Source organism: Streptomyces sp. NPDC012935, assembly GCF_042900345.1.
Taxonomy (GTDB): Bacteria; Actinomycetota; Actinomycetes; order Streptomycetales; family Streptomycetaceae; genus Streptomyces.
In genome coordinates this window covers 79,200-102,779 of sequence record NZ_JBIBBC010000016.1, presented here as the reverse complement: position 1 = coordinate 102,779, position 23,580 = coordinate 79,200, and the positions used below count along the sequence as shown (strand labels likewise).

General features: G+C 71.0%; 16 protein-coding genes. 5 read left to right on the top strand and 11 right to left on the bottom strand.

Translation table 11 applies throughout. The annotated features are described in order from the left end of the window. Nucleotides 1-79 precede the first annotated feature (79 nt). Nucleotides 80-1,756 carry an ATP-binding protein gene (locus tag ACFY5C_RS31440; RefSeq protein WP_389450486.1) on the top strand — a complete coding sequence of 559 codons (1,677 nt, stop codon included), beginning with the start codon at nt 80-82 and terminating at the stop codon, nt 1,754-1,756. After that, the gene (locus tag ACFY5C_RS31435; RefSeq protein ID WP_389450483.1) at nt 1,753-2,433 is read left to right on the top strand and encodes a response regulator; all 681 of its coding nucleotides are present in this window, start codon (nt 1,753-1,755) and stop codon (nt 2,431-2,433) included. The genes ACFY5C_RS31440 and ACFY5C_RS31435 overlap by 4 nt, the downstream gene beginning before the upstream one ends. 273 nt (nt 2,434-2,706) lie before the next feature. Here ACFY5C_RS31435 and ACFY5C_RS31430 read toward each other — a convergent pair whose 3' ends face one another. The 3 genes from ACFY5C_RS31430 to ACFY5C_RS31420 all read right to left on the bottom strand — a co-directional run bounded on the left by ACFY5C_RS31430 (nt 2,707) and on the right by ACFY5C_RS31420 (nt 7,094). Continuing rightward, nucleotides 2,707-4,299, bottom strand: coding sequence for a cation acetate symporter (locus ACFY5C_RS31430; RefSeq protein WP_389450480.1), 1,593 nt, complete (start codon nt 4,297-4,299; stop codon nt 2,707-2,709). Beyond that, nucleotides 4,296-4,721, bottom strand: coding sequence for a DUF485 domain-containing protein (locus ACFY5C_RS31425; RefSeq protein ID WP_389450477.1), 426 nt, complete (start codon nt 4,719-4,721; stop codon nt 4,296-4,298). Before ACFY5C_RS31425 ends, ACFY5C_RS31430 begins: the two co-directional genes overlap by 4 nt. A gap of 252 nt (nt 4,722-4,973) precedes the next feature. Continuing rightward, a complete protein-coding gene (locus ACFY5C_RS31420) occupies nt 4,974-7,094 on the bottom strand; it encodes a type IIA DNA topoisomerase subunit B (protein ID WP_389450474.1) in 2,121 nt (706 codons plus the stop codon). Nucleotides 7,095-7,537: 443 nt separating this feature from the next. On the opposite strand from ACFY5C_RS31420, the gene ACFY5C_RS31415 reads away from it, so the two are divergent. Beyond that, the gene (locus ACFY5C_RS31415; RefSeq protein WP_389450471.1) at nt 7,538-7,768 is read left to right on the top strand and encodes a hypothetical protein; all 231 of its coding nucleotides are present in this window, start codon (nt 7,538-7,540) and stop codon (nt 7,766-7,768) included. Between the two features lie 108 nt (nt 7,769-7,876). On the opposite strand, the gene ACFY5C_RS31410 is transcribed toward ACFY5C_RS31415, so the two are convergent. The 6 genes from ACFY5C_RS31410 to ACFY5C_RS31385 form a co-directional block, all read right to left on the bottom strand. After that, nucleotides 7,877-8,734: a S1 family serine peptidase gene (locus tag ACFY5C_RS31410; RefSeq protein WP_389450467.1), complete on the bottom strand. Its 858-nt coding sequence runs from the start codon at nt 8,732-8,734 to the stop codon at nt 7,877-7,879. A gap of 154 nt (nt 8,735-8,888) precedes the next feature. Further along, nucleotides 8,889-10,424, bottom strand: a complete 1,536-nt coding sequence (locus tag ACFY5C_RS31405) for an RNA polymerase sigma factor (RefSeq protein WP_389450464.1) — start codon at nt 10,422-10,424, stop codon at nt 8,889-8,891. 425 nt (nt 10,425-10,849) lie between these two features. Continuing rightward, entirely contained in the window at nt 10,850-11,737 is an 888-nt protein-coding gene (locus tag ACFY5C_RS31400; RefSeq protein WP_389450461.1) for a FadR/GntR family transcriptional regulator, read from the bottom strand. A gap of 163 nt (nt 11,738-11,900) precedes the next feature. Further along, entirely contained in the window at nt 11,901-13,877 is a 1,977-nt protein-coding gene (locus ACFY5C_RS31395; RefSeq protein ID WP_389450458.1) for an ATP-binding cassette domain-containing protein, read from the bottom strand. Nucleotides 13,878-14,196: 319 nt separating this feature from the next. Then, nucleotides 14,197-14,955 carry an NUDIX domain-containing protein gene (locus ACFY5C_RS31390; protein WP_389450455.1) on the bottom strand — a complete coding sequence of 253 codons (759 nt, stop codon included), beginning with the start codon at nt 14,953-14,955 and terminating at the stop codon, nt 14,197-14,199. Between the two features lie 132 nt (nt 14,956-15,087). Continuing rightward, entirely contained in the window at nt 15,088-16,977 is a 1,890-nt protein-coding gene (locus ACFY5C_RS31385; protein WP_389450452.1) for a glycogen debranching N-terminal domain-containing protein, read from the bottom strand. A 436-nt stretch (nt 16,978-17,413) separates the two neighbouring features. Here ACFY5C_RS31385 and ACFY5C_RS31380 point away from each other — a divergent pair, with 436 nt between their 5' ends. Next, entirely contained in the window at nt 17,414-17,611 is a 198-nt protein-coding gene (locus ACFY5C_RS31380; protein WP_389450449.1) for a hypothetical protein, read from the top strand. 420 nt (nt 17,612-18,031) lie between these two features. Here the strand turns inward: ACFY5C_RS31380 and ACFY5C_RS31375 are convergent, their stop codons facing one another. Together ACFY5C_RS31375 and ACFY5C_RS31370 are read right to left on the bottom strand one after the other, a co-directional pair. Continuing rightward, nucleotides 18,032-19,612, bottom strand: coding sequence for a DUF4192 domain-containing protein (locus ACFY5C_RS31375; protein WP_389450446.1), 1,581 nt, complete (start codon nt 19,610-19,612; stop codon nt 18,032-18,034). 725 nt (nt 19,613-20,337) lie between these two features. After that, a complete protein-coding gene (locus ACFY5C_RS31370; RefSeq protein ID WP_389450444.1) occupies nt 20,338-22,497 on the bottom strand; it encodes a RecQ family ATP-dependent DNA helicase in 2,160 nt (719 codons plus the stop codon). A gap of 335 nt (nt 22,498-22,832) precedes the next feature. Here ACFY5C_RS31370 and ACFY5C_RS31365 point away from each other — a divergent pair, with 335 nt between their 5' ends. Then, a complete protein-coding gene (locus ACFY5C_RS31365) occupies nt 22,833-23,468 on the top strand; it encodes a hypothetical protein (RefSeq protein WP_389450441.1) in 636 nt (211 codons plus the stop codon). The last annotated feature ends 112 nt before the right edge of the window (nt 23,469-23,580 follow it).

Below are 23,580 nucleotides of genomic sequence, written 5' to 3'. Positions count from 1 at the left end.
GCCGGCGGCCCGACATTGATCAAGAGATCCACGCCACACCCCTCCAGGAGCGCCGACGGGCCCACGTACCGTCATGGGTATGAGCCGCACTCCCCCCGCACGTCGCCTGCGCCTCGCACTGCCCCGGCGGATGTTCGCGCAGGTGCTGCTGATGCAGGTGGCGATCGCCGCGGGAGTCGCGGTGCTCGCGACCGGCCTGTTCCTCGCTCCGCTCAGCGACCAGCTGGACGACCAGGCGATGCGCCGCGCGCTGTCGATCGCGCAGACCACCGCCGCCCAGCCGCAGATCGCCGAGGACCTGACGAGCACGCCCGCGACGGCCGGCGGCCCGGTGCAGCGGGAGGCGGAGCGGATCCGTGAGGCGACCAAGGCCGAGTACATCGTCGTGATGGACCGGCGGGGCGTGCGCTGGTCGCATCCCACGCCGAGCGAGATCGGCAGGCTCGTCTCCACCGACCCGGGCCAGGCCCTCGCCGGCCATGAGGTCATGGAGATCGACGACGGCACCCTGGGCCGCTCCGCCCGCGGCAAGGTTCCGCTGCGCGACGGCGACGGCGAGATCGTCGGGGCGGTCTCGGTCGGCATCGCCTACGACAGCGTGCGGGCCCGGCTGATCCACTCGATCCCGGAGCTGCTCGCCTACGCGGGCGGCGCCCTGGCGGTCGGCGCGCTGGCCGCCTGGCTCATCTCCCGCCGGGTCCAGCGCCAGACCCGCGACCTGGCCTTCTCCGACATCTCGGCGCTGCTCTCGGAGCGCGAGGCGATGCTGCACGGCATCCGGGAGGGCGTCGTCGCCCTGGATCGCGGCGGCCGCATCCGCCTGCTCAACGACGAGGCGCGGCGCCTGCTGGGCATCGGCGACGAGGCCGTCGGCAGGTCCCTCGACGAGGCGCTCGGCGCGGGCCGTACGACCGACGTGCTGGCCGGCCGGGTGACGGGCACCGATCTGCTCACGGTCCGCGGTCAGCGCGTCCTGGTCGCCAACCGCATGCCCACCGACGACGGCGGCGCCGTCGCCACCCTGCGCGACCGCACGGAGCTGGAGCAACTCGGCCGGGAACTCGACTCCACGCGCGGCCTGATCGACGCCCTGCGCGCCCAGGACCACGAGCACGCCAACCGGATGCACACGCTCCTCGGGCTGCTCGAACTGGAGATGTACGACGACGCCGTGGAGTTCGTCGGCGAGGTGGTCGGCGACCACCGGGACACCGCCGAGCAGGTCGCGGAGAAGATCCAGGACCCGCTGCTCGCCGCCCTGCTGGTCGGCAAGGCGACCGTGGCGGCCGAGCGGGGCGTCGCGCTGCGCCTCTCCGACCGCACCGGGCTCCCGGACCGGCTGATCGACCCCAGGGGGCTCGTCACGATCGTCGGCAACCTGGTGGACAACGCTCTCGACGCCGTCGCGGGCACTGCGCACGCGCGCGTGGAGGTCGAATTGCGTGCCGAGGGGCGGACCGCCAGCCTCCGGGTGCGCGACACGGGGCCGGGAATCCCTGAGGAGCACCGCGAGTTGATCTTCACCGAGGGCTGGTCCACCAAGAAACCCCCGGCTCACCGTGAGCGCGGCATCGGGCTCTCCCTGGTGCGCAGGTTCGCCGAACGGCAGGGTGGCAGCGCGACAGTCGACGAGGCGGCCGGTGGCGGCGCGGAGTTCACCGTCATCCTGCCCGAGGCACTCGCCGAGCCGGATCTGGAGCCTGCCCTCGCTGTGCCGTCAGACGCCCAGACTGTCTCCGAGGAGGAGTCGCGATGATCGAGGTCCTGGTCGTGGACGACGACACGCGCGTGGCGCGGGTCAACGCCGCCTACGTCGAGAAGGTGCCGGGCTTCCACGTCGCCGGCGAGGCGCACAGCGCGGCCGAGGCGCTTCGTCAGGTGGAGCAGCTGCCCCGCGTGGACCTGGTCCTCATGGATCACCATCTGCCCGACGAGACAGGCCTCGCGGTCGTCCAGGAGATGCGCCGGCGCGGCCACCAAGCCGACGTGATCATGGTGACTGCGGCCCGGGACGTGTCGACCGTGCAGGCCGCGATGCGTCAGGGGGCGCTGCAGTACCTGGTCAAGCCGTTCGCCTTCGCGGGCCTGCGCGCCAAGCTGGAGGCGTACGGCGAACTGCGCCGCACCCTGGACGGCGGCGGCGAGGCGGAACAGGCCGAGGTGGACCGCATCTTCGGCGCCCTGTCGGCGCCTTCGGAGCCCGACCTGCCCAAGGGCCACTCCCCCACCACCGCGGAACTCGTACGCCGCGCCCTGATGAACGCAGAAGGCCCGCTGTCGGCCCAGGAGATCGCCGAGCGGACCGGAGTGAGCCGCCAGACCGCTCAGCGCTATCTCAAGCTCCTGGAGCGAACGGGACGGGCCCGGCTCACCCTCAAGTACGGTGACGCGGGTCGCCCGGAGCACCGTTACGTGTGGGCGACCCGCGCCTGAGGCACGGCCCGTGGGGGCGGGGGAAGGAACCGTGCCCCTTCTTCATACGGATGCGGGCCGCGCTACGTATCACCCGACCGCTCGACGCTTTGCCACGACAGTGGGGGCGTCGCGGCGGGTGCGAACGACGTGCCCAGGCCCTGTCGTTCGGGTCGGGCCGGGCGGTGACGTACGGCGCCATTCGGTCGCCGCGAAGCGGAGCGTCGGCAACCGACGACAACGCGGCAGATGAGTGCCGGACCCGTGACGCCGGGACGATCCGAACGACAGGCCCTAGACCGCCCCCGCCCCCGTCAGCGACCGCACTTCGACCTCCGCGTGCTTGGCCTCGTCGGGGACCTCGGACGAGAGGAGCGTGCCGAGCCAGCCCGCGACGAAGCCCAGCGGGATCGAGACGAGGCCCGGGTTCTGCAGGGGGAAGTACTGGAAGTCGACGCCCGGGAACAGCGATTCGGGGCTGCCCGACACCACCGGCGACAGCACCACCAGCGCCACGGCCGGGACCAGGCCCCCGTACACGGCCCATACGGCGCCCCGCGTGGTGAAGTCCCGCCAGAACAGCGAGTAGAGCAGCACCGGCAGATTGGCGGACGCGGCGACAGCGAAGGCGAGTCCCACGAGGAAGGCGACGTTGAGGTCGCGGGCCAGCAGTCCGAGGGCGATAGCGACCACGCCGATGCCGACCGCCGCGACACGTGCCACGGCGACTTCGCTGCGGGGCTCTGCGCGCCGCCGCCGAAGCGAGGCGTACAGATCGTGGGCCACGGAGGCGGAGGAGGCGAGTGTGATTCCGGCGACCACCGCGAGGATCGTGGCGAATGCAATGGCGGCCACGACGGCAAAGAGAACCGTTCCTCCCGTGGAGTCCGCGCCGCCGCCGAGATCGAGGGCGAGCAGCGGAACCGCCGTGTTCCCGGCCGCGTTCGACCCGCGTACGGCCTCGGGTCCGACGATCGCGGCCGCGCCGAAGCCCAGCACGATCGTCATCAGGTAGAAGCCGCCGATGAGCCCGATCGCCCACACCACCGACCGCCGTGCCGCGCGAGCGGTGGGGACGGTGTAGAAGCGGGACAGGATGTGCGGCAGCCCGGCCGTCCCCAGCACCAGCGCGAGGCCGAGGCTGATGAAGTCGAACCGGGCCGTCCAGTCACCCCCGTACTTCAGCCCGGGTGCCAGGAACGCCGCACCGTGACCACTGCGCTCGGCCGCCGTGAGCAGCAGCCGGTCGAAGTCGCCGTGGAAGCGCAGCAGGACGAGCACGGTCAACGCGACGGTGCCGCCGAGCAGCAGGACCGACTTGACGATCTGAATCCAGGTGGTGGCCCGCATCCCTCCCAACGACACATAGATCACCATGAGCGCACCGACGCCGATGACGGTCCAGGCCTGCGCCGACTCGCCCTCGCCCCCGAGCAGCAGCGCGACCAGGGTGCCCGCGCCCACCATCTGCGCCACCAGATACAGAACGGACACGGTGACCGAGGAAGTTCCCAGTGCGATCCGCACGGGCCGCTCCCGCATCCGCGCGGCGACCACGTCGGCGAGGGTGAACCGCCCGCAGTTGCGCACGAGTTCGGCCACGAGGAACAGCACCACCAGCCAGGCCACGAGGAAGCCCACCGAGTACAGCATCCCGTCGTAGCCGAAGAGGGCGATGAGTCCGGAGATGCCGAGGAAGGACGCAGCCGACATGTAGTCACCGGCGATGGCAAAACCATTCTCCATGGGGGTGAAAAGCCGACCGCCGGCGTAGAACTCCTCCGCGGAACCACGCCGGTTACGGCTCACCCAGGTAGTGATCGCCAAGGTGATCGCGACGAACGCGCTGAACAGCAGCAGCGACAGCGTCTGATGATCGACCGTCACGCGGCACCGCCCTTCGCGACGCGCGTCAACTCCTGGGTGTCCCAGCGCAGTTCGAGTGCCGCCCGGTCCCGGCGCAGTCGCGCGTGACGGGCGTAGGCCCAGGTGAGCAGGAAGGTGGTGAGGAACTGCCCGAGCCCGGCCAGCATCGCCACGTTCACGGCGCCCGCCACGGGCCGGGCCATCAGCTCCGGCGCGGTCGTGGCGGCCACGATGTACGCCAAGTACCACGAGAGGAAGATCACAGCGGCCGGCAGCACAAACCGCCGATACCGGCTGCGCACTTCCTGGAAGGCCGCGCTCCGCTGCACCTCGAGGTACACATCGGCCGCACCCGGCGGAACGGCGTCCGGGACGTCCGCGGCGCCCGGCTCCCCCCATCCGGCGGCAAGGGCGTCGTACCAGGGGTCGTGGCTTGAGTGCATGCCCAAGCATGGACAGAACGGAAAGATCCCCGGATCGCGTTCTCCGGGGGCTTCACCCCATCAGGTGATACGTCGCCGACAGGCGCCGGCAGCCGCCAAGCGCGAGAAGCTCCACAGGGGCCACCCGCACCTGACGGCGATGCCGCACGGGCGGTGCGGGTGGGCTCCCAATCCGGCTGAAGCCGAAGCCGGGGCCCGGGCCGGGGGCCGACCCTCGGCCTCCGGCCGGCGCAGCGCAGTGCCGTGCAGCGGCTACGCGTCGATGCGCGACCGGTCCAACGTGGCCGCCGAGCTGGAGATGAACTCCTTGCGCGGCGCGACATCGTTCCCCATCAGCAGATCGAAGACCCGCTCGGCGGCCTCCAGATCGGTGAGGCTGATCCGGCGCAGGGTCCGGTGACGCGGGTCCATCGTCGTCTCGGCCAGCTGGTCGGCGTCCATCTCACCGAGACCCTTGTACCGCTGGATGGAGTCCTTGTAGCGAACGCCCTTGCTCTGGAATTCCATGAGCTTGTCGCGCAGTTCCCGGTCCGAGTACGTGTACACGTACTTGTCCTGCCCCTTCTTGGGCTGGACGATCTCGATCCGGTGCAGCGGCGGCACGGCCGCGAACACCCGGCCCGCCTCGATCATCGGCCGCATGTAGCGCTGGAACAGCGTCAGCAGCAGCGTCCGGATGTGGGAGCCGTCGACGTCGGCGTCGGTCATCATGATGATCTTGCCGTAGCGGGCGGCGTCGATGTCGAAGGTCCGGCCCGACCCCGCTCCTATGACCTGGATGATCGCGCCGCACTCGGCGTTCTTGAGCATGTCGGTGACGGACGACTTCTGGACGTTGAGGATCTTGCCCCGGATCGGCAGCAGCGCCTGGAACTCGGAGTTCCGGGCGAGCTTGGCGGTGCCGAGCGCGGAGTCTCCCTCGACGATGAACAGCTCGCTGCGGTCGACGTCGTCGCTGCGGCAGTCGGCGAGCTTGGCCGGCAGCGACGAGGACTCCAGAGCCGTCTTACGGCGCTGCGCGTCCTTGTGCTGGCGGGCCGCGATGCGCGTACGGGCGGCGGCGACGGCCTTCTCCATGACGACCCGGGCCTGCGCCGCGGCGTCCCGCTTCGTGGACGTCAGGAACGCCTTGAGCTCCTTGGAGATCACGGTGTTCACGATGCGCCGGGCCGCCGAGGTGCCGAGGACCTCCTTGGTCTGGCCCTCGAACTGCGGCTCGGCGAGGCGGACCGTGACGACCGCGGTGAGGCCCTCCAGGGCGTCGTCCTTGACGATGTCGTCCTCGGCGACGCGCAGCATCTTCTTGGTGCGCAGCACCTCGTTCATGGTGCTGGTCACGGCGGTCTCGAAGCCCGCGACGTGGGTGCCGCCCTTGGGGGTGGCGATGATGTTCACGAACGACTTCAGGGTCGTGTCGTAGCCCGTGCCCCACCGCATCGCGACGTCGACGTCGAGCTCACGCGTGACCTGTGTGGGGGTCATCTGACCGTGCTCGTCCAGGACCGGGACGGTCTCCTTGAAGGTGCCCTGACCCGAGAAGCGGAGGACGTCGCACACCGGCTTGTCGGTGGCCAGGTACTCGCAGAACTCGCTGATGCCGCCGTCGAAGCGGAAGGACTCCTCGCCCTTGCTGCCGCCGTCGCCGAGGCCGAACTCGTCGCGGACGACGATGGTCAGGCCGGGCACCAGGAAGGCGGTCTGGCGGGCGCGCTGGTGGAGGTTCTCCAGAGAGAGCTTGGCGTCCTTGAGGAAGATCTGGCGGTCGGCCCAGTACCGCACGCGCGTGCCGTTGCGTGTCTTGGGGATCTTCTTGGTCCTGCGCAGGCCGCCGGTTTCGAACTTGGCGTTCGGGCCGTCGGCGGCGAAGGCTCCGGGGACGCCACGGCGGAAGCTGATGGCGTGCGTGTGGCCGCTTCGGTCCACCTCGACGTCCAGTCGCGCGGACAGGGCGTTCACCACGGAGGCACCCACGCCGTGCAGACCGCCGGAGGCGGCGTAGGAACCGCCGCCGAACTTGCCGCCGGCGTGCAGCTTGGTCATCACGACCTCGACGCCGGACAGGCCGGTCTTGGGCTCGACGTCGACCGGGATACCCCGGCCGTTGTCGCGGACCTCCACGGAGCCGTCGTCGTGGAGGATCACCTCGATGTGGTCGCAGTAGCCACCGAGAGCCTCGTCGACGGAGTTGTCGATGATCTCCCAGAGGCAGTGCATGAGACCACGGCTGTCGGTCGACCCGATGTACATACCTGGGCGCTTGCGCACGGCCTCGAGGCCCTCGAGGACGAGCAGGTGCCGCGCGGTGTAGTTGGAACCGTCCAGGTCTGCTCCTGCCAGCAGCGCTGTGGACGGCACGGACGTCTCGGCGGTCACGCGGTTCGCTCCTCGCTGAATTTCAGATGAGGCCCTTGTGGGTAAGGGCGCGGCTTCGGTCGCCGTCAAGAGGGTACCGAGGCCTGGTAGAGCCGTTGTAACGCCACCCTCGTGCGAAACCCAGACTAGACCAGAGTCGCATGCGTGTTCGATCCCTCGTTGGAGTGAAGCACATATCACGTTCCCTTCCAGGCATGAACCATTTAGGCTCCGGGCACGTCCTCATGAACAACCGGCAACCCAGCCGGGAGGACCTGACCTTGACCGACAGCGCGAAACCGTAAGCAAGACAGATACGCACTACGGCACATTCGCCGCCAAACCGGCAGCAGCCAGCCGCCCCGGAAAATTTCTCTCTGGGAGAAGCCGCGAGCGGGAACGTTTTGGGGCTGGTTGGATGTTGACCCTGGTACGACAGCTCGTCGAGCTAGAGAAGAGGCGACGTGACTACTGTTCTGACCCCCGCGAGCCCGCTGACGGCCGCTGACCGCTGCGACCGTTGCGGCGCCCAGGCGTACGTGCGTGTCGTCCTGCTGAGCGGCGGTGAACTGCTCTTCTGCGCCCACCACGGCCGCAAGTTCGAGCCGGAACTCAAGAAGATCGCCGCTGAGATACAGGACGAGACGGAGCGGCTGACGGCCGTTCCCGTATCGGCGTCCGAAGAAGAGCGCTGAACCTCGCAATAACGACGAGCCAGCTCCGGCACAGGCCGGTTTACGGGCGGCCGCCCCTGAAGGCAGGGGCGGCCGCCCGCGCTCATACCCGCGAGCTCTCAGGCTCTGTCATCGGTCGACATGGCGTTCGCGTGCCGCAGCCCGCCACCCAAGGGCCCGTACGACCTCGGACACCCGCGTGTAGACACCGGGACTGCTCGCGCGACCGCAACCGGTGCCCCAGGACACGAGCCCGATCAGCTTCCCCTGGGCGACCAGGGGCCCTCCACTGTCCCCCTGACAGGCATCCCGGCCCCCTTCCCGCTCCCCGGCGCAGACCATGCTGACTGCCTGGTACCTGCCGTCACCACCGCCCGGATACGCCTGCTTGCACAGGGTGTCGGGCAGTACGTGCACCCGTGCCGCCCGCAGGCTGCGCGGGTAGTCGCCCGCCCCAGTGACGTCCCCCCACCCGTAGACCAGGGCCGGGGTCCCCGGCACATAGGCAGGATCGCCGGCACGGGCCATCCTGATGACCGAGCTCGCGGGAAGCGGCTGGGCGAGTGAGAGGACGGCGAAGTCGCCCGCGTTGCTGACATCGTCGTAGGCCGGGTTCACCCAGCTGTCACGGACCCGGATCTCCTGGCCCCGGCCGGACAGGAGGTCCGTGCGGCCCGTGATGACGGTGAAGTCGCGCACCTGGTGGGGTGGCGCGCCCATGACCTCCTCGCTCAGGCAGTGGGCGGCGGTGAGCACGGTGGTCCGCCCGACCACCACGCCGACGCAGAACTGACCCGCCCGTGTACCCCCGAACCGGTCACGGCTGGACAGCGCCACGGTCCACGGACTGTCGGACACATCGACCGGGAAGCCGCCGACGACCACACTGTCGGCAGCCGCAGGGGCGGCGGACGCCAACGGTATGGCAGCCGCCACGGCCGCCAGGACCAGCGGCCGGGCGAGGGCCCGGATAAAGGGACGTCGCATGCACGCTCCTCACTCTGGAGTGGTCGTGGAACACCCAGAGTGATTCAGCCCGCCCGACCCCGCACCCGCGCGCCTGCCCGAGGACCGGCCCCGACAGCACGAAGGCCCGGCCCCCACTCGAGGGGCCGGGCCTTGTGTGTCGTGCGGGTGCGACCTAGTCGAGGTAGTCGCGCAGCACCTGGGACCGCGACGGGTGGCGCAGCTTCGACATGGTCTTGGACTCGATCTGGCGGATCCGCTCGCGCGTGACGCCGTAGACCTTGCCGATCTCGTCGAGGGTCTTCGGCTGGCCGTCGGTGAGACCGAAGCGCATGGAGACGACGCCCGCCTCGCGCTCGGACAGGGTGTCGAGGACCGAGTGCAGCTGCTCCTGCAGAAGCGTGAAGCTGACCGCGTCGGCCGGGACGACGGCCTCGGAGTCCTCGATGAGGTCACCGAACTCACTGTCGCCGTCCTCGCCCAGCGGCGTGTGCAGCGAGATGGGCTCGCGGCCGTACTTCTGGACCTCGATGACCTTCTCCGGGGTCATGTCGAGTTCCTTGGCCAGCTCCTCCGGGGTGGGCTCGCGGCCCAGGTCCTGGAGCATCTGACGCTGCACGCGCGCGAGCTTGTTGATGACCTCGACCATGTGCACCGGGATACGGATGGTGCGGGCCTGGTCGGCCATGGCGCGGGTGATCGCCTGACGGATCCACCAGGTGGCGTACGTGGAGAACTTGTAGCCCTTGGTGTAGTCGAACTTCTCGACCGCGCGGATCAGACCGAGGTTGCCCTCCTGGATGAGGTCCAGGAAGAGCATGCCGCGGCCGGTGTAGCGCTTGGCGAGGGAGACCACCAGACGGAGGTTGGCCTCCAGGAGGTGGTTCTTGGCGCGGCGGCCGTCCTCGGCGATGATCTCCAGCTCGCGCTTGAGCTTGGGGGCGAGCTTGTCGGCGTTGGCCAGCTTGTCCTCGGCGAACAGACCGGCCTCGATGCGCTTGGCGAGCTCGACCTCCTGCTCGGCGTTGAGCAGCGGGACCTTACCGATCTGCTTGAGGTAGTCCTTGACCGGGTCGGCGGTGGCACCGGCGGCGGCTACCTGCTGCGCGGGCGCGTCGTCCTCGTCCTCGTCGGACAGCACGAAACCGGCGCTCTCGGCGCTCTCGGGCTCGTCGCCGCCCTTGGGGGCGTCCTCGAGGACCTCTTCCTCGACGAGCTCGGCGTCGTCCTTCTTGCCTGCGGTGGTCTTCTTGGCCGCCGTCTTCTTGGCGACGGTCTTCTTCGCGGCCGCCTTCTTGGCGGTCGTCTTCTTGGCAGCGGCCTTCTTGGCGGGGGCGTCGTCCTCGACTGCGGGCTCGGCGGCGGACGCCTCGGGCGTGGCGGTGGCAGTGGCCTTCTTGGCGGTCGCCGTCTTCGCCGCGACCGTCTTCGTGGCGGTGCGCTTGACCGGACTCTTCGCTGCGACGCTCTTACGGGTGCGCTTGGGCTCCGCGGCACTGACCATCAGCGTCACACCCTCTTCCTCGAGGATCTGGTTGAGGCTGCGCAGTACGTTCTTCCACTGAGTGGCCGGAATCTGGTCAGCTTCGAAGGCCCGACGCACATCGTCGCCGGCGATCTGCCCCTCAGCCTTTCCCCGCTCGATAAGAGCCATGACAGAGACGGACTCGGCGATCTCCGGCGGGAGCGTACGGGATGTGCTGGCCGACACGAACAACCTCTCGGAACGTTGGAAAACGGCTTCCGGCCCCGTCCACGGGGACAGGAGCCGACCACCGGCCTGGGGATTGGGCCGACGGTGCGGGCGGGGGCCGGGAAGATGCACAGCGCCTTGAGCGGCGTCCGTATTCCCTCCTCGGCAGTCACCTCTTAGGTCATCGCGCTGTTTCCCCGAGCGTTACGCCCAATCTGCGTGGCCCGAGTCACATCCCGTAACCGATCAAAAGCAGACAGACGCAGACAGAACAGGTCGCCCACGGCCCGAACCATGCACTGTACGGCGATTCCGCGGCCCAGTCGCACCGTCGGACCCGCAGGATCCGTACTGGATCCTGCGGGTCCGACGGGGGAGGGAGCGCAGACCGGGAGATGCCACAGGAGGGGGAGGCATCCCGGCCGCGCCACCCGGTGGAGCGGTCAGTGCTCGCGGGGCGCGGGCACCACGCGCTCGACCTCGGGGTGGACGGTGAGCAGCTGGCGCATGGCCGCCTCGGCGGCCGCGCCGTCAGCGGCGGCAAGGGCGTCGACGATCCTGCCGTGCTGCGCCAGCGACGCCTCGTTCGGCCGGTCGCAGCCCGTCACGGGGCCGCCGGAGACCTGGAGGGCGGCCGAGACGATCCCCGACAGGTGCTCCAGCATGCGGTTGCCCGCGACCTGGATGAGCAACGAGTGGAACTCGGCGTCGGCGCGGGAGAACGTGAGCACGTCACCCTGCCCCATCGCGTGGCCCATGATCTCGACCATGTCGCCGAGCCGCTGCTGGACGTCGTCGCGCCCGTGCCCGGCGGCGAGGCGGGCGGCCAGCGGCTCGATCGTCCAGCGCAGCTCACTGAGCTCCCGGCGCTGGTCGTCGCGCTGCGGTCCGAAGGCCCGCCATTCGATGATGTCCGGGTCGAGGAGGTTCCAGTCACTGACGGGACGCACGCGCGTGCCGACGTTCGGACGGGCGCTGACCAGGCCCTTGGCCTCCAGGACACGGAGCGACTCACGGACGACGGTGCGGGAGACCTCGAACCGCTGGCCGATCTCCTCGGGCACGAGCGGACGGTCGGCCCCCAGGTCGCCGGAGACGATCATCTGGCCGAGCTGCTGGACGAGTTGGCCGTGCAGCCCGCGTCCGCGGCTGCCGGCGGCGCGCCGGCCCACGCGGCCCAGTTCCGGGTCCCCGCCGTCCCAGACGGGGGCGCCGACGCGGTCGGCGACGGAGGCCTCGGCGTAGGGGTAGCGGTCGAGTTCGCCCGGGCCGGCGAGGCCGGAGTCTGCGGAGCGGGCGGCGGTCATCATGGTGTGCGCAAGGGTACTCACGCATCCTTTGTCGGCGCCGTCCTCAACTCCCTTGAGGTCTTTGGTGAAAAGCACACGAAAGGGTGATCGCTCACCCCGTCGCAATTGACGCCTTATCGGAAAGAAATGGGCTTCCCCCGGGGAGTTGTGCGCACGACAGGAACGGGAACGGCACGGATGGTCCTCATCGGGCCCTGCCACGCAGGGTCGTGAGCAGGTAGGCGCAGAGCAGAGCGGTGAGCGACAACGTCAGGGCGCCGCCGACGGGTTGGGCGACGACACGCGCGACGGCTTCCAGATAGCGCTCTCCCCCGAACGGCCACTGCGACAGGAGCAGCTCCCGCAGCCGCAGCGGAAACCCGGCCGCCGTCCGCACAGACGGTCCTTCGAGGACCTTCTGTACGAGGGGTACGACGACGACGGGCACGGCGACCACCGCAGCGAGCCCGGCCGTGGTGGACCGGAAGAGGCCCGCCGCGAGGACCCCGGCCCAGGCGCAGCCGACCATGAGCCCAATCCAACTCGCGCTCAGCGAAAGCCAGTCCGCGGGAACCTCCGCGAGTTCCGGTCCGTATACGAGATAGAGCACTTCGGTGTCGCAGCCCACAGTGAGGACGGCCAGCACCAGCGCGGTGGTGGAGGCGACGAGGAGTTTCGCGGCCAGCAGCCCCAGGCGGCGAGGCACGGTGCCGCGATCCGCGGCCAGGGCAGGGTGGCGGAACTCGTCGCCGAACGCGATCGCGCCGAGGAGCCCGGCCCCGAGCGCCGCGGGCGGCAGCGGGAACTGCTGCGGCCACCCGGCCATCAGCCGCGCCTGCGGCGTGTGCCCGACGCGTGCCAGCAGTACGGCGGTGAGGGCGGACACCACGAGCACGGCGGCGCCGGTGACGAAGCTGGTACCGACACCGACTGCGCGCCGGAGTTCGTAGCGGAGGGGGCGAAGGGGGCTGGGGGCGGGGCGGACGGAGATGGGGGGTGGGAGATCGGGGAGAGCGACTGCGGAGGAAGCCGGTGGACGTGACGATGCGGGGGCTTGCGCGGAAGAGCCGGCGGTGGGTGCGTCGGCCGGTCGCGGAACGCCTGCCCGTGCCTGGGGGACCTCCGCGGACGCGCTCGGGGCTGTCACGGGCGCCTCCTGCGCTGCCGCGGTGGCCGATCCTGCGTCCGGCGTAGGCGGTGGCGTGGTCCTGCGCCCGCGGCCGCCGGCAGCTGCCAGCTCGACGTCCGACGTGTGCGGCACCTCGTCGGTTCGCGGTTCGGTCGACTGTGGGCCCACCCCGGCGCCGGGTCCCATGTCCCCGATCTCGTCGGCGAGTTGGTGGACGAGGATGCCGTGGCGGAACGCGGTCTCGCCGACATCGGCGCACGTACTGCCGTACACGGACAGACGGTTGCCGCTCTCGCGTACGACCTCGACGGAGCGGTGAGCGGTGCGCGCCTCCTTGGTGAGCAGGGAGGCGAAGCGAGAGGCGTGGGGAGTGCGGACGGCGACGCGGGGACGCAGCCGGGTGCGGGCGAAGTCGGCGGCGTCCTGATCGGCGACGAGTCTGCCCCGCTGCAACGTGACGACCCTGTCGGCGGTGCGAGCGGCCTCCTTCGGGTCGGCCGTGGTCAGCAGGACCGTGCCTCCCTGGGCCGCGTGCGCGCGCAGCATGCCGTGCAGCCAGCGGCTCTCGCGGCCCGAGAGACCCTCGGCGGGACCGTCGAGGACGAGAGTGTGCGGGTCGGCCAGCAGTGCGCAGGCCAGGCCTAGGCGGCGGTCCATGCCGCGCGAGAGGGTGCCGAGGCGTTCCTCACGCAGGCTGACGAGGCCGACCACCTCCAGGACTTCGTCGGCGCGCCGGGCCGGAACACCCGCGGCGGCGCACAGCATGCGCAGATACCCGCGGACCGTGCGCGCCGGGTGCCCGGGGAGGTCGCCCAGCAGCACGCCGACTTCGCGCGAAGGGTGCGCGATGCGGTGCAGCGGGCGGCCTCTGAAGTAGGTGATTCCACGGCCCCGTTGGAGTTCGAGCATGAGTCTGAGCACCGTCGTCTTGCCCGCTCCCGACGCCCCGAGCAGCGCGGTGACGCGGCCCGCGTGGGCCTCGAAGGAGACGTCGTCGACGGCAGGAGGAAGCTCCTTGCGCGGGTCGCTGGTCAGTCCGATGGCCTGGATCACTCGCAGCAAGATAGCGCGCTATGTCCGTTTTTTCGGGTAGGGCAAGGCCCGCTGTGCAGGGGGGATTCGGCCTGGAGGGGTTTCGAGGCCCTCGTTCCCGCGCACTGTTCGTGGCCTGCGGCCCTCGTTCCCGAGGTGTGTTCAGGACCCGTGGCGCATGTCTCCGAGCCCTGCTCAGGTCCTGTGACGCTTGTTCGTGAGCCCCGTTCAGGTGCCGTGGCCCTCGTCCATGAGCCGCGTTCGGATCCGATGACGTCGATCCCGAGCCCTCATCGGCGTCGGGTCCGTGTCCCGGTCCGCGTCAAGCTTCTGGTCCGCGTCAGACCTCGGGTCGCAGCATCGGGGGGTTGAGCAGCGTGGCTCCGCCGGCCCGGAACAGCTGGGCGGGACGGCCGCCCTGGCGCGTGGTGGTGCCGCCGGTGGGGACGAGGAAGCCCGGCGTGCCCGTCACCTTGCGGTGGAAGTTGCGCGGGTCGAGCGCCACACCCCACACGGCCTCGTAGACCCGGCGCAGCTCGCCGACCGTGAACTCGGTGGGGCAGAACGCCGTGGCCAGCGACGAGTACTCGATCTTGGAGCGGGCGCGCTCCACTCCATCGGACAGGATCTGCGCGTGGTCGAAGGCGAGCGGTGCGACCGGTTCGCCGTCGCGGCCGAAGCCGCCCTGTTGCAGGAGTTCGTCGACCGGCGCCCAGCGGGCGTTGCTGGCGTCGCCACCCGCGCGGGGGGCCGGCAGGTCGGGGGCCAGTGCCAGGTGGGCAACGCTGACCACCCTCATCCGCGGATCCCGCTTGGGGTCGCCGTAGGTCGCGAGCTGCTCCAGGTGGGCGCCGTTGTCCTGCGCCGGAACAGCCGGGTCGTGGGCCCGCAACCCGGTCTCCTCGGCCAACTCGCGCGCTGCAGCCTGCGCCAGGTCCTCGTCGGCCCTTACGAACCCACCCGGCAGTGCCCAGCGCCCCTGGAACGGCGGTTCGCCCCTGCGCACCGCCAGCGCGCACAGGGCATGGCGACGCACGGTCAGCACGACCAGGTCCACGGTGACGGCAAAGGGCGGAAACGCTGACGGGTCGTAGGGCATGCGGCGATCATAGTCGTCTGCCTGACGATAAACACTCCCTTCTTCGGCCCCATCGATGAATGATCCAATTCGGGGTTGTGTATGGGCCTCACCACCCTGTCCCCACGTCGTGTCGTTGAGAGTCGTACGAGGTCACGCTCGCAATTGCAGCCCGTCGGCAGCTTCCTCGACCATGGCGAGACCCAGGCGGCTGACACGTACGGAGAACGGCGCCCCGGCGACGCAAAGGCCGGTCAGGACGATCTCGCCCAGCGGCGCACTGCGCACGGGGCGCAGTGCGACCGCCCCCGCCGGAGCATCCGGGCGGATGCCCGCGAGCGTCGTCAGCAGCAGCACCCCGGCTGCCGCCGCCGTGGCCGCGGGGCGGCAGGCCGCCGGATGCGGGATGGGGGCGCTCACGTCGGTGCGCCGCTCCCCCGCGTACATGTCGGGCAGCCGGTGGCCGAACACGGCAGCGGCGGCCAGTACGCCCCGCAGCAGCGCGCTCGCCTCCTTCTCGTAGCCGGCCGCGGCGAGGCCCGCGACGGCGACCGCCGTCTCGTGGACCCGCACGGCGCCACTGCGGTGACCGAACGGGTTGTACCCCGCCTCGTTCACGCCCAGCCCGCGCAGGCCCCAGCCCGAGTCCATGGCCGGACCGCCGAGCAGCCGGGCGAGCTGCTCGGTCTGCACCTTGTCGAGCAGGCCGGGCGCCTGTTCGCCCCCGCCCAGCAGGCCGGTGTCGAGCAGATGGACGGCGGCGGCGCCCAGATGCGGGACGAGGCGTCCATCCGGGGCCCGGGCTGCCGCCGGCCTGCCGCCGCCCAGGTCGTCGATCCAGAAGTCCGCACGGAACGCGTTCCGCAGCGCTCCGGCCCATTGCCGCAGCTCCGCACCGCCCGGTCTGCCGAACGCGTCGAGCAGATCAGCGCCGAGCAGTGCCGCGCGATGGGCGTGGGCCTGGGTCTCGCAACGGACAGGGCCGCCGGGCTGTGGGTCGGGCAGATACGTGCCGTCGCCCACGATGGTCCGCAGCCAGGTCAGACACCGCTCGGCCGCTGGGAGGAGTTGCTCGGTCTCGGGGTCGGGCAGCCCCCAGCGTCTGGCCTCCGCGAGCAGTGCAGGGAAGAGCAGCGTGGCCTCCGTGCCTGTGCAGCCCGGTGGCAGATGTGTGCCGGCGTCCCTCATCGGCGCGGGGATCACGCCGGACTGCGGTCCCTGGCCCCGGAGTTGGGTGCGGCCGAGAGTGCGCAGCGTGCCCGCGGCGAGCCGGGTGCCCAGGGGCAGCGTCATCCGGGCCGCGGCGAGGGCCTCGGCCGGGGCCAGGCCACAGCGCCACGGCGCCCCCGCGGCCAGGTGGACGTCGGAAGGGTGCGCCGGGTCGCGTAGCAGGAGGGCCTGGAGGTCCTCGACGCTCGTCCGCAGCAGCGCCTCCACCCCGGGGTCGTCGCCGGCCGCCCGCGCCGGAGCCAGCGGGCTGGTCGCCGCTCTGCCCACGGCACGCACGGGTCCGGCACCGTCCGGCCGTACCCGGAGCTCGATGCTGGCGCTGCCGCCCGGGGGGAGCACGAACTCCCAGCGCAGCAGCCCTGCCGAGGCCAGTGCGTCGGCGGGCGGGGGGTCGGCCGTCACCGCCGAGTTCCCCATGGCGGACGACCAGCGCAGGCCGCAGTCGTGGACAGTGGCCGGGAGCTCCGGTCCTGCATTGCCGCTCACGATCGCACCGAGATCGGCAAGGTCCGTGCCGAGGGCGACCTCTACCGGCAGACGCAGCGGGCGGGCGGCCGCGCTGTGCAGTGTGATCCGCTCGGTGCCGTCCGCATGACGGGTTCGCTCCACGACGACATCCGGGTCGGGGCCCGCCTGCGGGGAACTGCGCAGCGTGCTCACGAAGCGGGCGCTGTCGGCGCCGGTCGTCCGGGCCTGCACGGCTAAGGGCTCACGCCCGGCCACGCGTAGCTGACACCGCGAGAGCACGCGACGACCTGCGCGGTAGAAACCGTCGAGGCCCCGGCCGGTCAGCTGCCCCTGGTCCGTCGACATGGCGAGGCCGGGCAGGGCTACGCAGATCAGGGCGTTGTGGGTAGGCGGTAGGTCAGACCGACGGGTGGTTGGTGTGGTTGGTGTGGTTGGCGGCTGAGCCGACGAATGGGTATCCAGGGGTTGGGACGCGCTCCGGGCATGGTTGGGAGACGACGGCGTTGCCGGGCTCGGGTGTGTGGGCGATGTCGGCGACGGGGTCTGGGGCGTCGGCCGGTTGGGGGGCTCGGTGCGTCGAGGGGTGTTGCCGTACTCCGCGCGGCGGGAGGCGTCGGTGTACTCGGTGGTCCGGGGTGCGCCGCTGCGCTCCGTGGTCCGAGGGGCACTGCCGAGCTCGGCGCTCCGAGGGGCATCGAGTCGGGGGGTGTCGCGTCGAGGGGTATCGCTCGGGCCCCTGGGCTTGCGCCGCTCCGTACCGTCCTCGGCCGGAGGCAGTCCCGTGTCCAGCCTTTGGGACGGCACCAGTCCGCCATGGGTCGAGCGGTCGTCGGCCCTGGAGGCCGGAGTCGGTGGCGGCATCGGCGGCGGAGGCACCGGGATCGGCGTCGGCACCGGAGTCGACTGTGGCATGGGGCGGCTTCCTCTGCGCTCTGTGCGCCGCGGGCGTGTGCGGCGCCGGCTGGGGGACCCGGAGTGACAGGGGCGGTGCGGCGGCACGGCCGGTTCAGGCGTTCCGCCACTCAGGTGAACGGGGACGGATCCCTCCAGGTCACGCCCGTGACGGGGTAACTCCAACGGAGGGCCACCGCGTTGGCGGGGTTCGCCGACACAGCTGAGCCCCTCCACGGCGTTCTCGCCCGGACGGCTGAAGCCCTCCACGACGTCCCGCCAGCGCGGCTAACCGCTCCACGATGTCCAGCCAGCACGTTTGAACCCTCCCCGGTGCCCCCGACCGCAGCCTTGAACCCCTCCGCGGCGTCCCCGACCGCACGCCTAAACCACTCCGCGGCGTCCCCGACCGCGCGACATAGGGCCCCTAAGGAGTCCCCGCCCACGCGGCGTCGCACGTAGATGCCCACGCCCCCACGGCCTCGGTCAGCACTCAGCTTTCGAGGCCTCACTCGTCCTCCCCGCCGGCACCTCCAGAACGCAGGCCGTCCGGGCGGCCGCTGTGACGAGCGGCGCCTTTCCTCGACGTACGCGCTGCCGACCCCTTCGAGCTCCTGGGTGCCGTGCCACCCGGCCGGACGGCGACGGGACGATTGCCCGCCGACGCACGAGGGCGCGCAGCGCTCGACGCCCTCCCGCCCCGCTCCCCCGTGTTCCGCCCGGTGCCCCTGGTTGATCGAGGCAGGCTGCTGGCAGCACCCACCGCGGGCCGAGGTCCGCGACCGCCACCCCCTCCAGACGCCGGAGCGGACACCGCCCCGTCGCCCGGCGCCGGCTCTGCGATGTGCTCCGGCTGGTCGAGCCGCCCTGTGCCCTCCTGCTCACGGCTCACGCGTTCCGCGCGCAGGCAGCGGCGGATCGACTCGGGGTCCAGCCCTTCGTTGCAGGCTTGGTGCAGCAGACGGGCGAAGAGGTAGTCACGGTCGACGCCGAGTGCCATGGCGAGGGCTTCTCGGGCCTCCAGCTCATCGCCGGTGGACCAGGCGACCCAGCCGGCGAGGGTGAGCGGCGCCGCCGCGTGTTCGCTGTACGGTCCGACGCAGCGGCGGGCCAGGGCCCGCCAGAGTCGAAGGGCGGGAGCCGCCTCGTCGCCCTCCATCCACTCGGCCGCGCGGTCGCGGGTCGCGCGGTCCTGCAGCCCCAGAATGAGCCTCGCGGCTTCGTCGTGACCGAGCAGTCCGTCGTCGCGGAGATCAGCGGTCAGCGTCCCGGGCACAGGCGCAGCCTCGGCGAACCGGCACCTGAGCCGCTCCGCCAGCTCCAGCGTCTCCTCCGCCACGCCTGCGCGTTTCGTGTCGTCCAGGATCCTGGCGACCAGCTCCAGGCCGACCGTGTCGAGGGCGACCTCCTGCTCAGGGGCGGCAGCGGTCTCCCAGGGCAGCAACCTGGCCCGCAACTCGCGCAGCGTGCCCCGCACTTGCACTCCGGCGTACGTGGCCGCGGCGGCCAGCACGGACGTACCGGGCAGGCCCATCGGACGGCCCTCGGGCGGACAGCACTCGGCGCGGTCGCAGCAGTACGACCAGAAGCGGCCGTCCGAGATGCACAGCGCCTCGATCACGGGTACGTCCAGGTTGCCGCAGGCGACACGCATCTTCTGGGCCAGCGGTCGCAGCCTTTCCATGACCTGGCGGCCCGTCTCGCCCTTGGCCGGTTCCTGGCAGAGGAAGGCGACCATCTGCTCCGGCCGGGCGCCCTTGCGCTCGCTGCCCGTGACCAGGCCGTGGGCCAACTGCCCGGCCGCAGAGTCCCAGTCGTCCGCAGCGGCGGGGATGCCGAGCCGCGCCCGGCCTCCGAATCGTCCGCGGCCTGACCTGTCGTGCAGGGCGACGAGGACGATGCTGTCCTCGGGGCGGTACCCGAGGAGGTACGGCAAGGCATCGGCCAGTTCGGCCGGGGTGCGCAAGGTGACCTGGTGCTCGGGCAGGCCCCCTTCGTTCGGCTCGGTTGCCTCAGGGGCGAGGGGCTGTTCACCGCGCCCGGTGTCGTCGCCGTCGGAAAATCCAGTCGCTTCGCTGTGATTCGTCATGCGACCGACGATCTCCCGGATCGCAATGTTCCGCTTGACCCTGTGGATAAGTCCGACCAGGGACACGACAATTCGCTCGGAGGTGCGCAATGCCGTGCGCCGGTGCGCGGTGTCATAGAAGTGCCGTGCTCTGTGAGCGGCGTCATGCATGGGGCGCGGCGCCGTTCACCGCTTCCGCGCGACACCTGTCCCTTCGCCCGACGCGATACGCAAGAACTCCCTGACCAGTGACCCCAGCGTGCCAACTCAAGTCACGAGGACAGTTCGACGATGTCGGCGGGGCCGGTGAGCGGCCGGTGGCCACAGGCAGCTGGAGGGTGCGCGCGGCGGTCACACTCGGTACGAGCGTGGCGCCGAAAGGGCAGGCAACCCCCATCCCGAGTACGCGAGTGCCTCTACGCACGTCGCTGCAGCATCAAAGTGCACCCACCGCGGTGCGCGGGGACTTCGATCCATGGTCGACCTTTCCGACCACGGCGATCTGCTGGCCAGTTCCTCTCGCTGCCGCTTCCGCGCATGTTCATGCACGGTTGAGCAGAACCCGTCCCTCCCCGACCTGCCGAAACTCGCGGCGAACGGCGCCCAGTTGGCACAGGTTCCGCACAGCGGGCACAGGCCGATGCACTCCAAGTCTCCAAGTCCACTTGGATGTGGCACAGAATCGCCGCAATCCATACACGCATCGGCTCCTGACCGAGTCCGATCAACGAGCCGGCCCCGATCGCCTAACCCGCCGCAGCCAGGACCAGCGGAAGAACCTGTTCGCTACCGGCCCGGCGCAGCAGACGGGCGGCGACGGCGAGGGTCCAGCCCGAGTCGGTGTAGTCGTCCACGAGCAGGACAGGTCCCGTGGAGCCCGCCAGAGCAGCGGCCAGTTCCTCGGAGAATGCGAACGTGTCGGCCAGCGTCCGCAGGCGTTGAGCGGAGTTGCTGCGCCGTGCCGCATGCGCGCCGCCCGGCCCCGTGTACGTCAGGGTTCCCAGATACGGGAGGCGCCCGACGGTCGCGATGCCCTGGGCGAGGGAACCGACCAGTTGCGGCCTGGCCAGCGACGGCACGGCTACAACACCCACCGGCCGGGCAGACGCGTCCGGCACGTTCGGCGCCCAGCCGCCCGGAGAGCGCGCCCAGTCGGCGAGGACGGCGACCGCGGCCTGCAGGACGTCGTCGGGGACGGGACCGTCTGGCGCGTTCTCGGCCAGCAGGGGCCGCAGGCGATTGCCCCAGCCGATGTCCGAGAGCCGGCCCAGCGCTCGCCCGGTCGAGCACTGCTCCTTTGCCGGGATACGGCCCTTGAGGTCGATACCCAGTGCGGGCATCCCCGTGGGCCACATCCGGCGCGGCTCGACCTCCACGCCCGGGCGATCCAGCTCCTTCGCCGCCCCCGTCAGAGCCTCGGCCGAGACCGACGAAGCGATCCAGGTGCCCGCACAGTTGTCGCAGCGGCCGCACGGGGCGGCCCCCTCGTCGTCCAGCTGCCGGCGCAGGAACTCCATCCGGCACTGCGTCGTGCTCACGTACTCCCGCATGGCCTGCTGCTCGGCGGTGCGCTGGTGCGCCACCCACGCGTACCGATCAGCGTCGTACAACCACCGCTCACCGGTGGAGATCCAACCGCCCTTGACCCGCTTGACCGCCCCGTCCACGTCGAGGACCTTGAGCATGGTCTCAAGGCGGGTACGCCGAAGATCCACCGCCGCCTCCAGCGCAGGCACGGACAGTGGCCGCCCCGCCTCCGCCAGCGCCGACAGGGTCTGCCGGACCTGCGCCTCGGGCGGGAAGGCCGTATCGGCGAAGTAGCGCCAGATGGCCTCGTCCTCCTTTCCGGGCAGCAGCAGCACGTCCGCGTGCTCGACGCCGCGGCCGGCGCGGCCGACCTGCTGGTAGTAGGCGATCGGCGACGACGGCGAGCCGAGATGCACCACGAAACCCAGGTCAGGCTTGTCGAACCCCATCCCCAGCGCCGACGTCGCGACGAGGGCCTTGACCCGGTTCGCCAGCAGGTCGGACTCGGCCTGCAACCGGTCTGCGTTCTCCGTGCGACCCGTGTACGAGGCCACCGGGAAGCCGCGCTGCCGCAGGAACGCGGTGGCCTCCTCGGCCGCGGCCACCGTGAGGGTGTAGATGATCCCGGAACCCTGCAGCTCGTCCAGGTGCTCGGCCAGCCAGGCCAGACGGTGCGCGGCGTCCGGCAGCTGCACCACCCCCAGCCGCAGGCTCTCCCTCTCCAGCGAGCCGCGCAGCACCAGGGCCTCACCGGCGCCGGTTCCCAGTTGCTCGGCGACGTCCGCCGTCACGCGGGCATTGGCGGTAGCCGTGGTCGCCAGCACCGGAACCCCGGGGGCGAGCGCGGCGAGCATCGCCCGGAGCCGGCGGTAGTCGGGCCGGAAGTCATGGCCCCAGTCGGAGATGCAGTGCGCCTCGTCGACCACCAGGAGGCCGGTCGTGGCAGCGAGCTTGGGGAGCAACTGATCGCGAAAGTCCACGGAATTGAGGCGCTCCGGACTGACGAGGAGTACGTCGGTCTCCCCACGCTCGACCTCGTCGTAGATGGTGTCCCATTCCTCGGGGTTGGCCGAGTTGATGGTCCGCGCCCGGATGCCGGCCCGCGCCGCCGACTCGACCTGGTTGCGCATCAGCGCGAGCAGGGGCGAGACGATCACCGTCGGGCCGGCACCACGTCGGCGCAGCAGTGCGGTGGCGACGAAGTACACCGCCGACTTGCCCCAGCCCGTGCGCTGCACCACCAGGGCACGACGGCGCTCCTCCACCAGGGCCGCCACCGCCTGCCATTGATCCTCCCGCAGCCGGGCCGAACCGCCGGGTGTGCCGACGAGCTCGGCGAGGATGGCATCGGCTTCAGTGCGGAGCTCCAGATCGTCCATGTCTCCATGCAACCCGATGCCACTGACAATCAGCCACCTCACCCGGCGCGACAGGCGCTCACGTACCGTCGACAGAGCGCGGGGAGCATCGATGATCTGGTTGGGCCGGTCGTCCCATGCGTCGCACAGTGACGCACTGGGTAGGGATATAACCCTCGCACCACCCGATAACGGTCGGTGGCCCCAATTGCTCGTTGCCGCATTCAGGTTCGACAGGAAGAATTGAAGTCCGCTCCCCGCACGGCTCGTCCGTGATCCGGTAGGGCTCTGCTGCGGTGCGCGCTCCCCGATTCCGACCTCGCCCGCAGTGTGGGCGCGTAGCCGAAGGGAGGACCGTGACCTTCGGATTCGCTCCGTCCTCTGCGGCATCCGTGTCGACGTCAGCCGACCTCTCCGCCGCATCCGCCAACCCGCTGGCCCGCATGCTCGAACCAGCGGAGTGGGCTGCCGCGGGCATCCCGCTGCTGCGCAATCCCCGCGAGGTCGTCAGTGGTCTGCACTCCAGGCACCACCCTAGGCCGACGACCGCGATCGTGGCCGTCCTCGACGCGGACGAGCGCGTGCGGGCAAGTGCCTCCTTCGCGCGCCGCCCGTCCCCGCCGGACGGCTGGATGTTCCGCAATGCGCTGCTCGCCCAGCTCCGCCGTGTCATCCCGCACGACCTGCGGCGCCGCACCCCCGTGCGCACCGCGGTCCTGCTCTACTGCCGTGAGGGCGACGCCCGTTGGACAGAGGAGGACGGCGCGTGGATGTGGGGCCTGCGTGACGCCTGCACCCTGCACGGTCTGCGCTGCGGCGCGTACATCACGCTGACCCGTGACGGCTGGCAGGTCCTCGGCGAGGGCCGTGGCGGCCGCCGCCCCAACACCGACTCGACGCCGGAGCCGATCGCCACCTCCGAGTCACCACTCCCGCTGCCACGCACCGGCGGCGCGGCTTCGGAGGTCCTACGGCGGGCGGCGGCTCGCTGAGGACGCCGTCAGGAGTCCTCGGCCGACGCCACGGGCGAGCCGCACGCTGCACCCGATACGTCGCACGCCATACGACAGCCCAAGGCAGACGAGGGCCCGACGCGGACCGCCA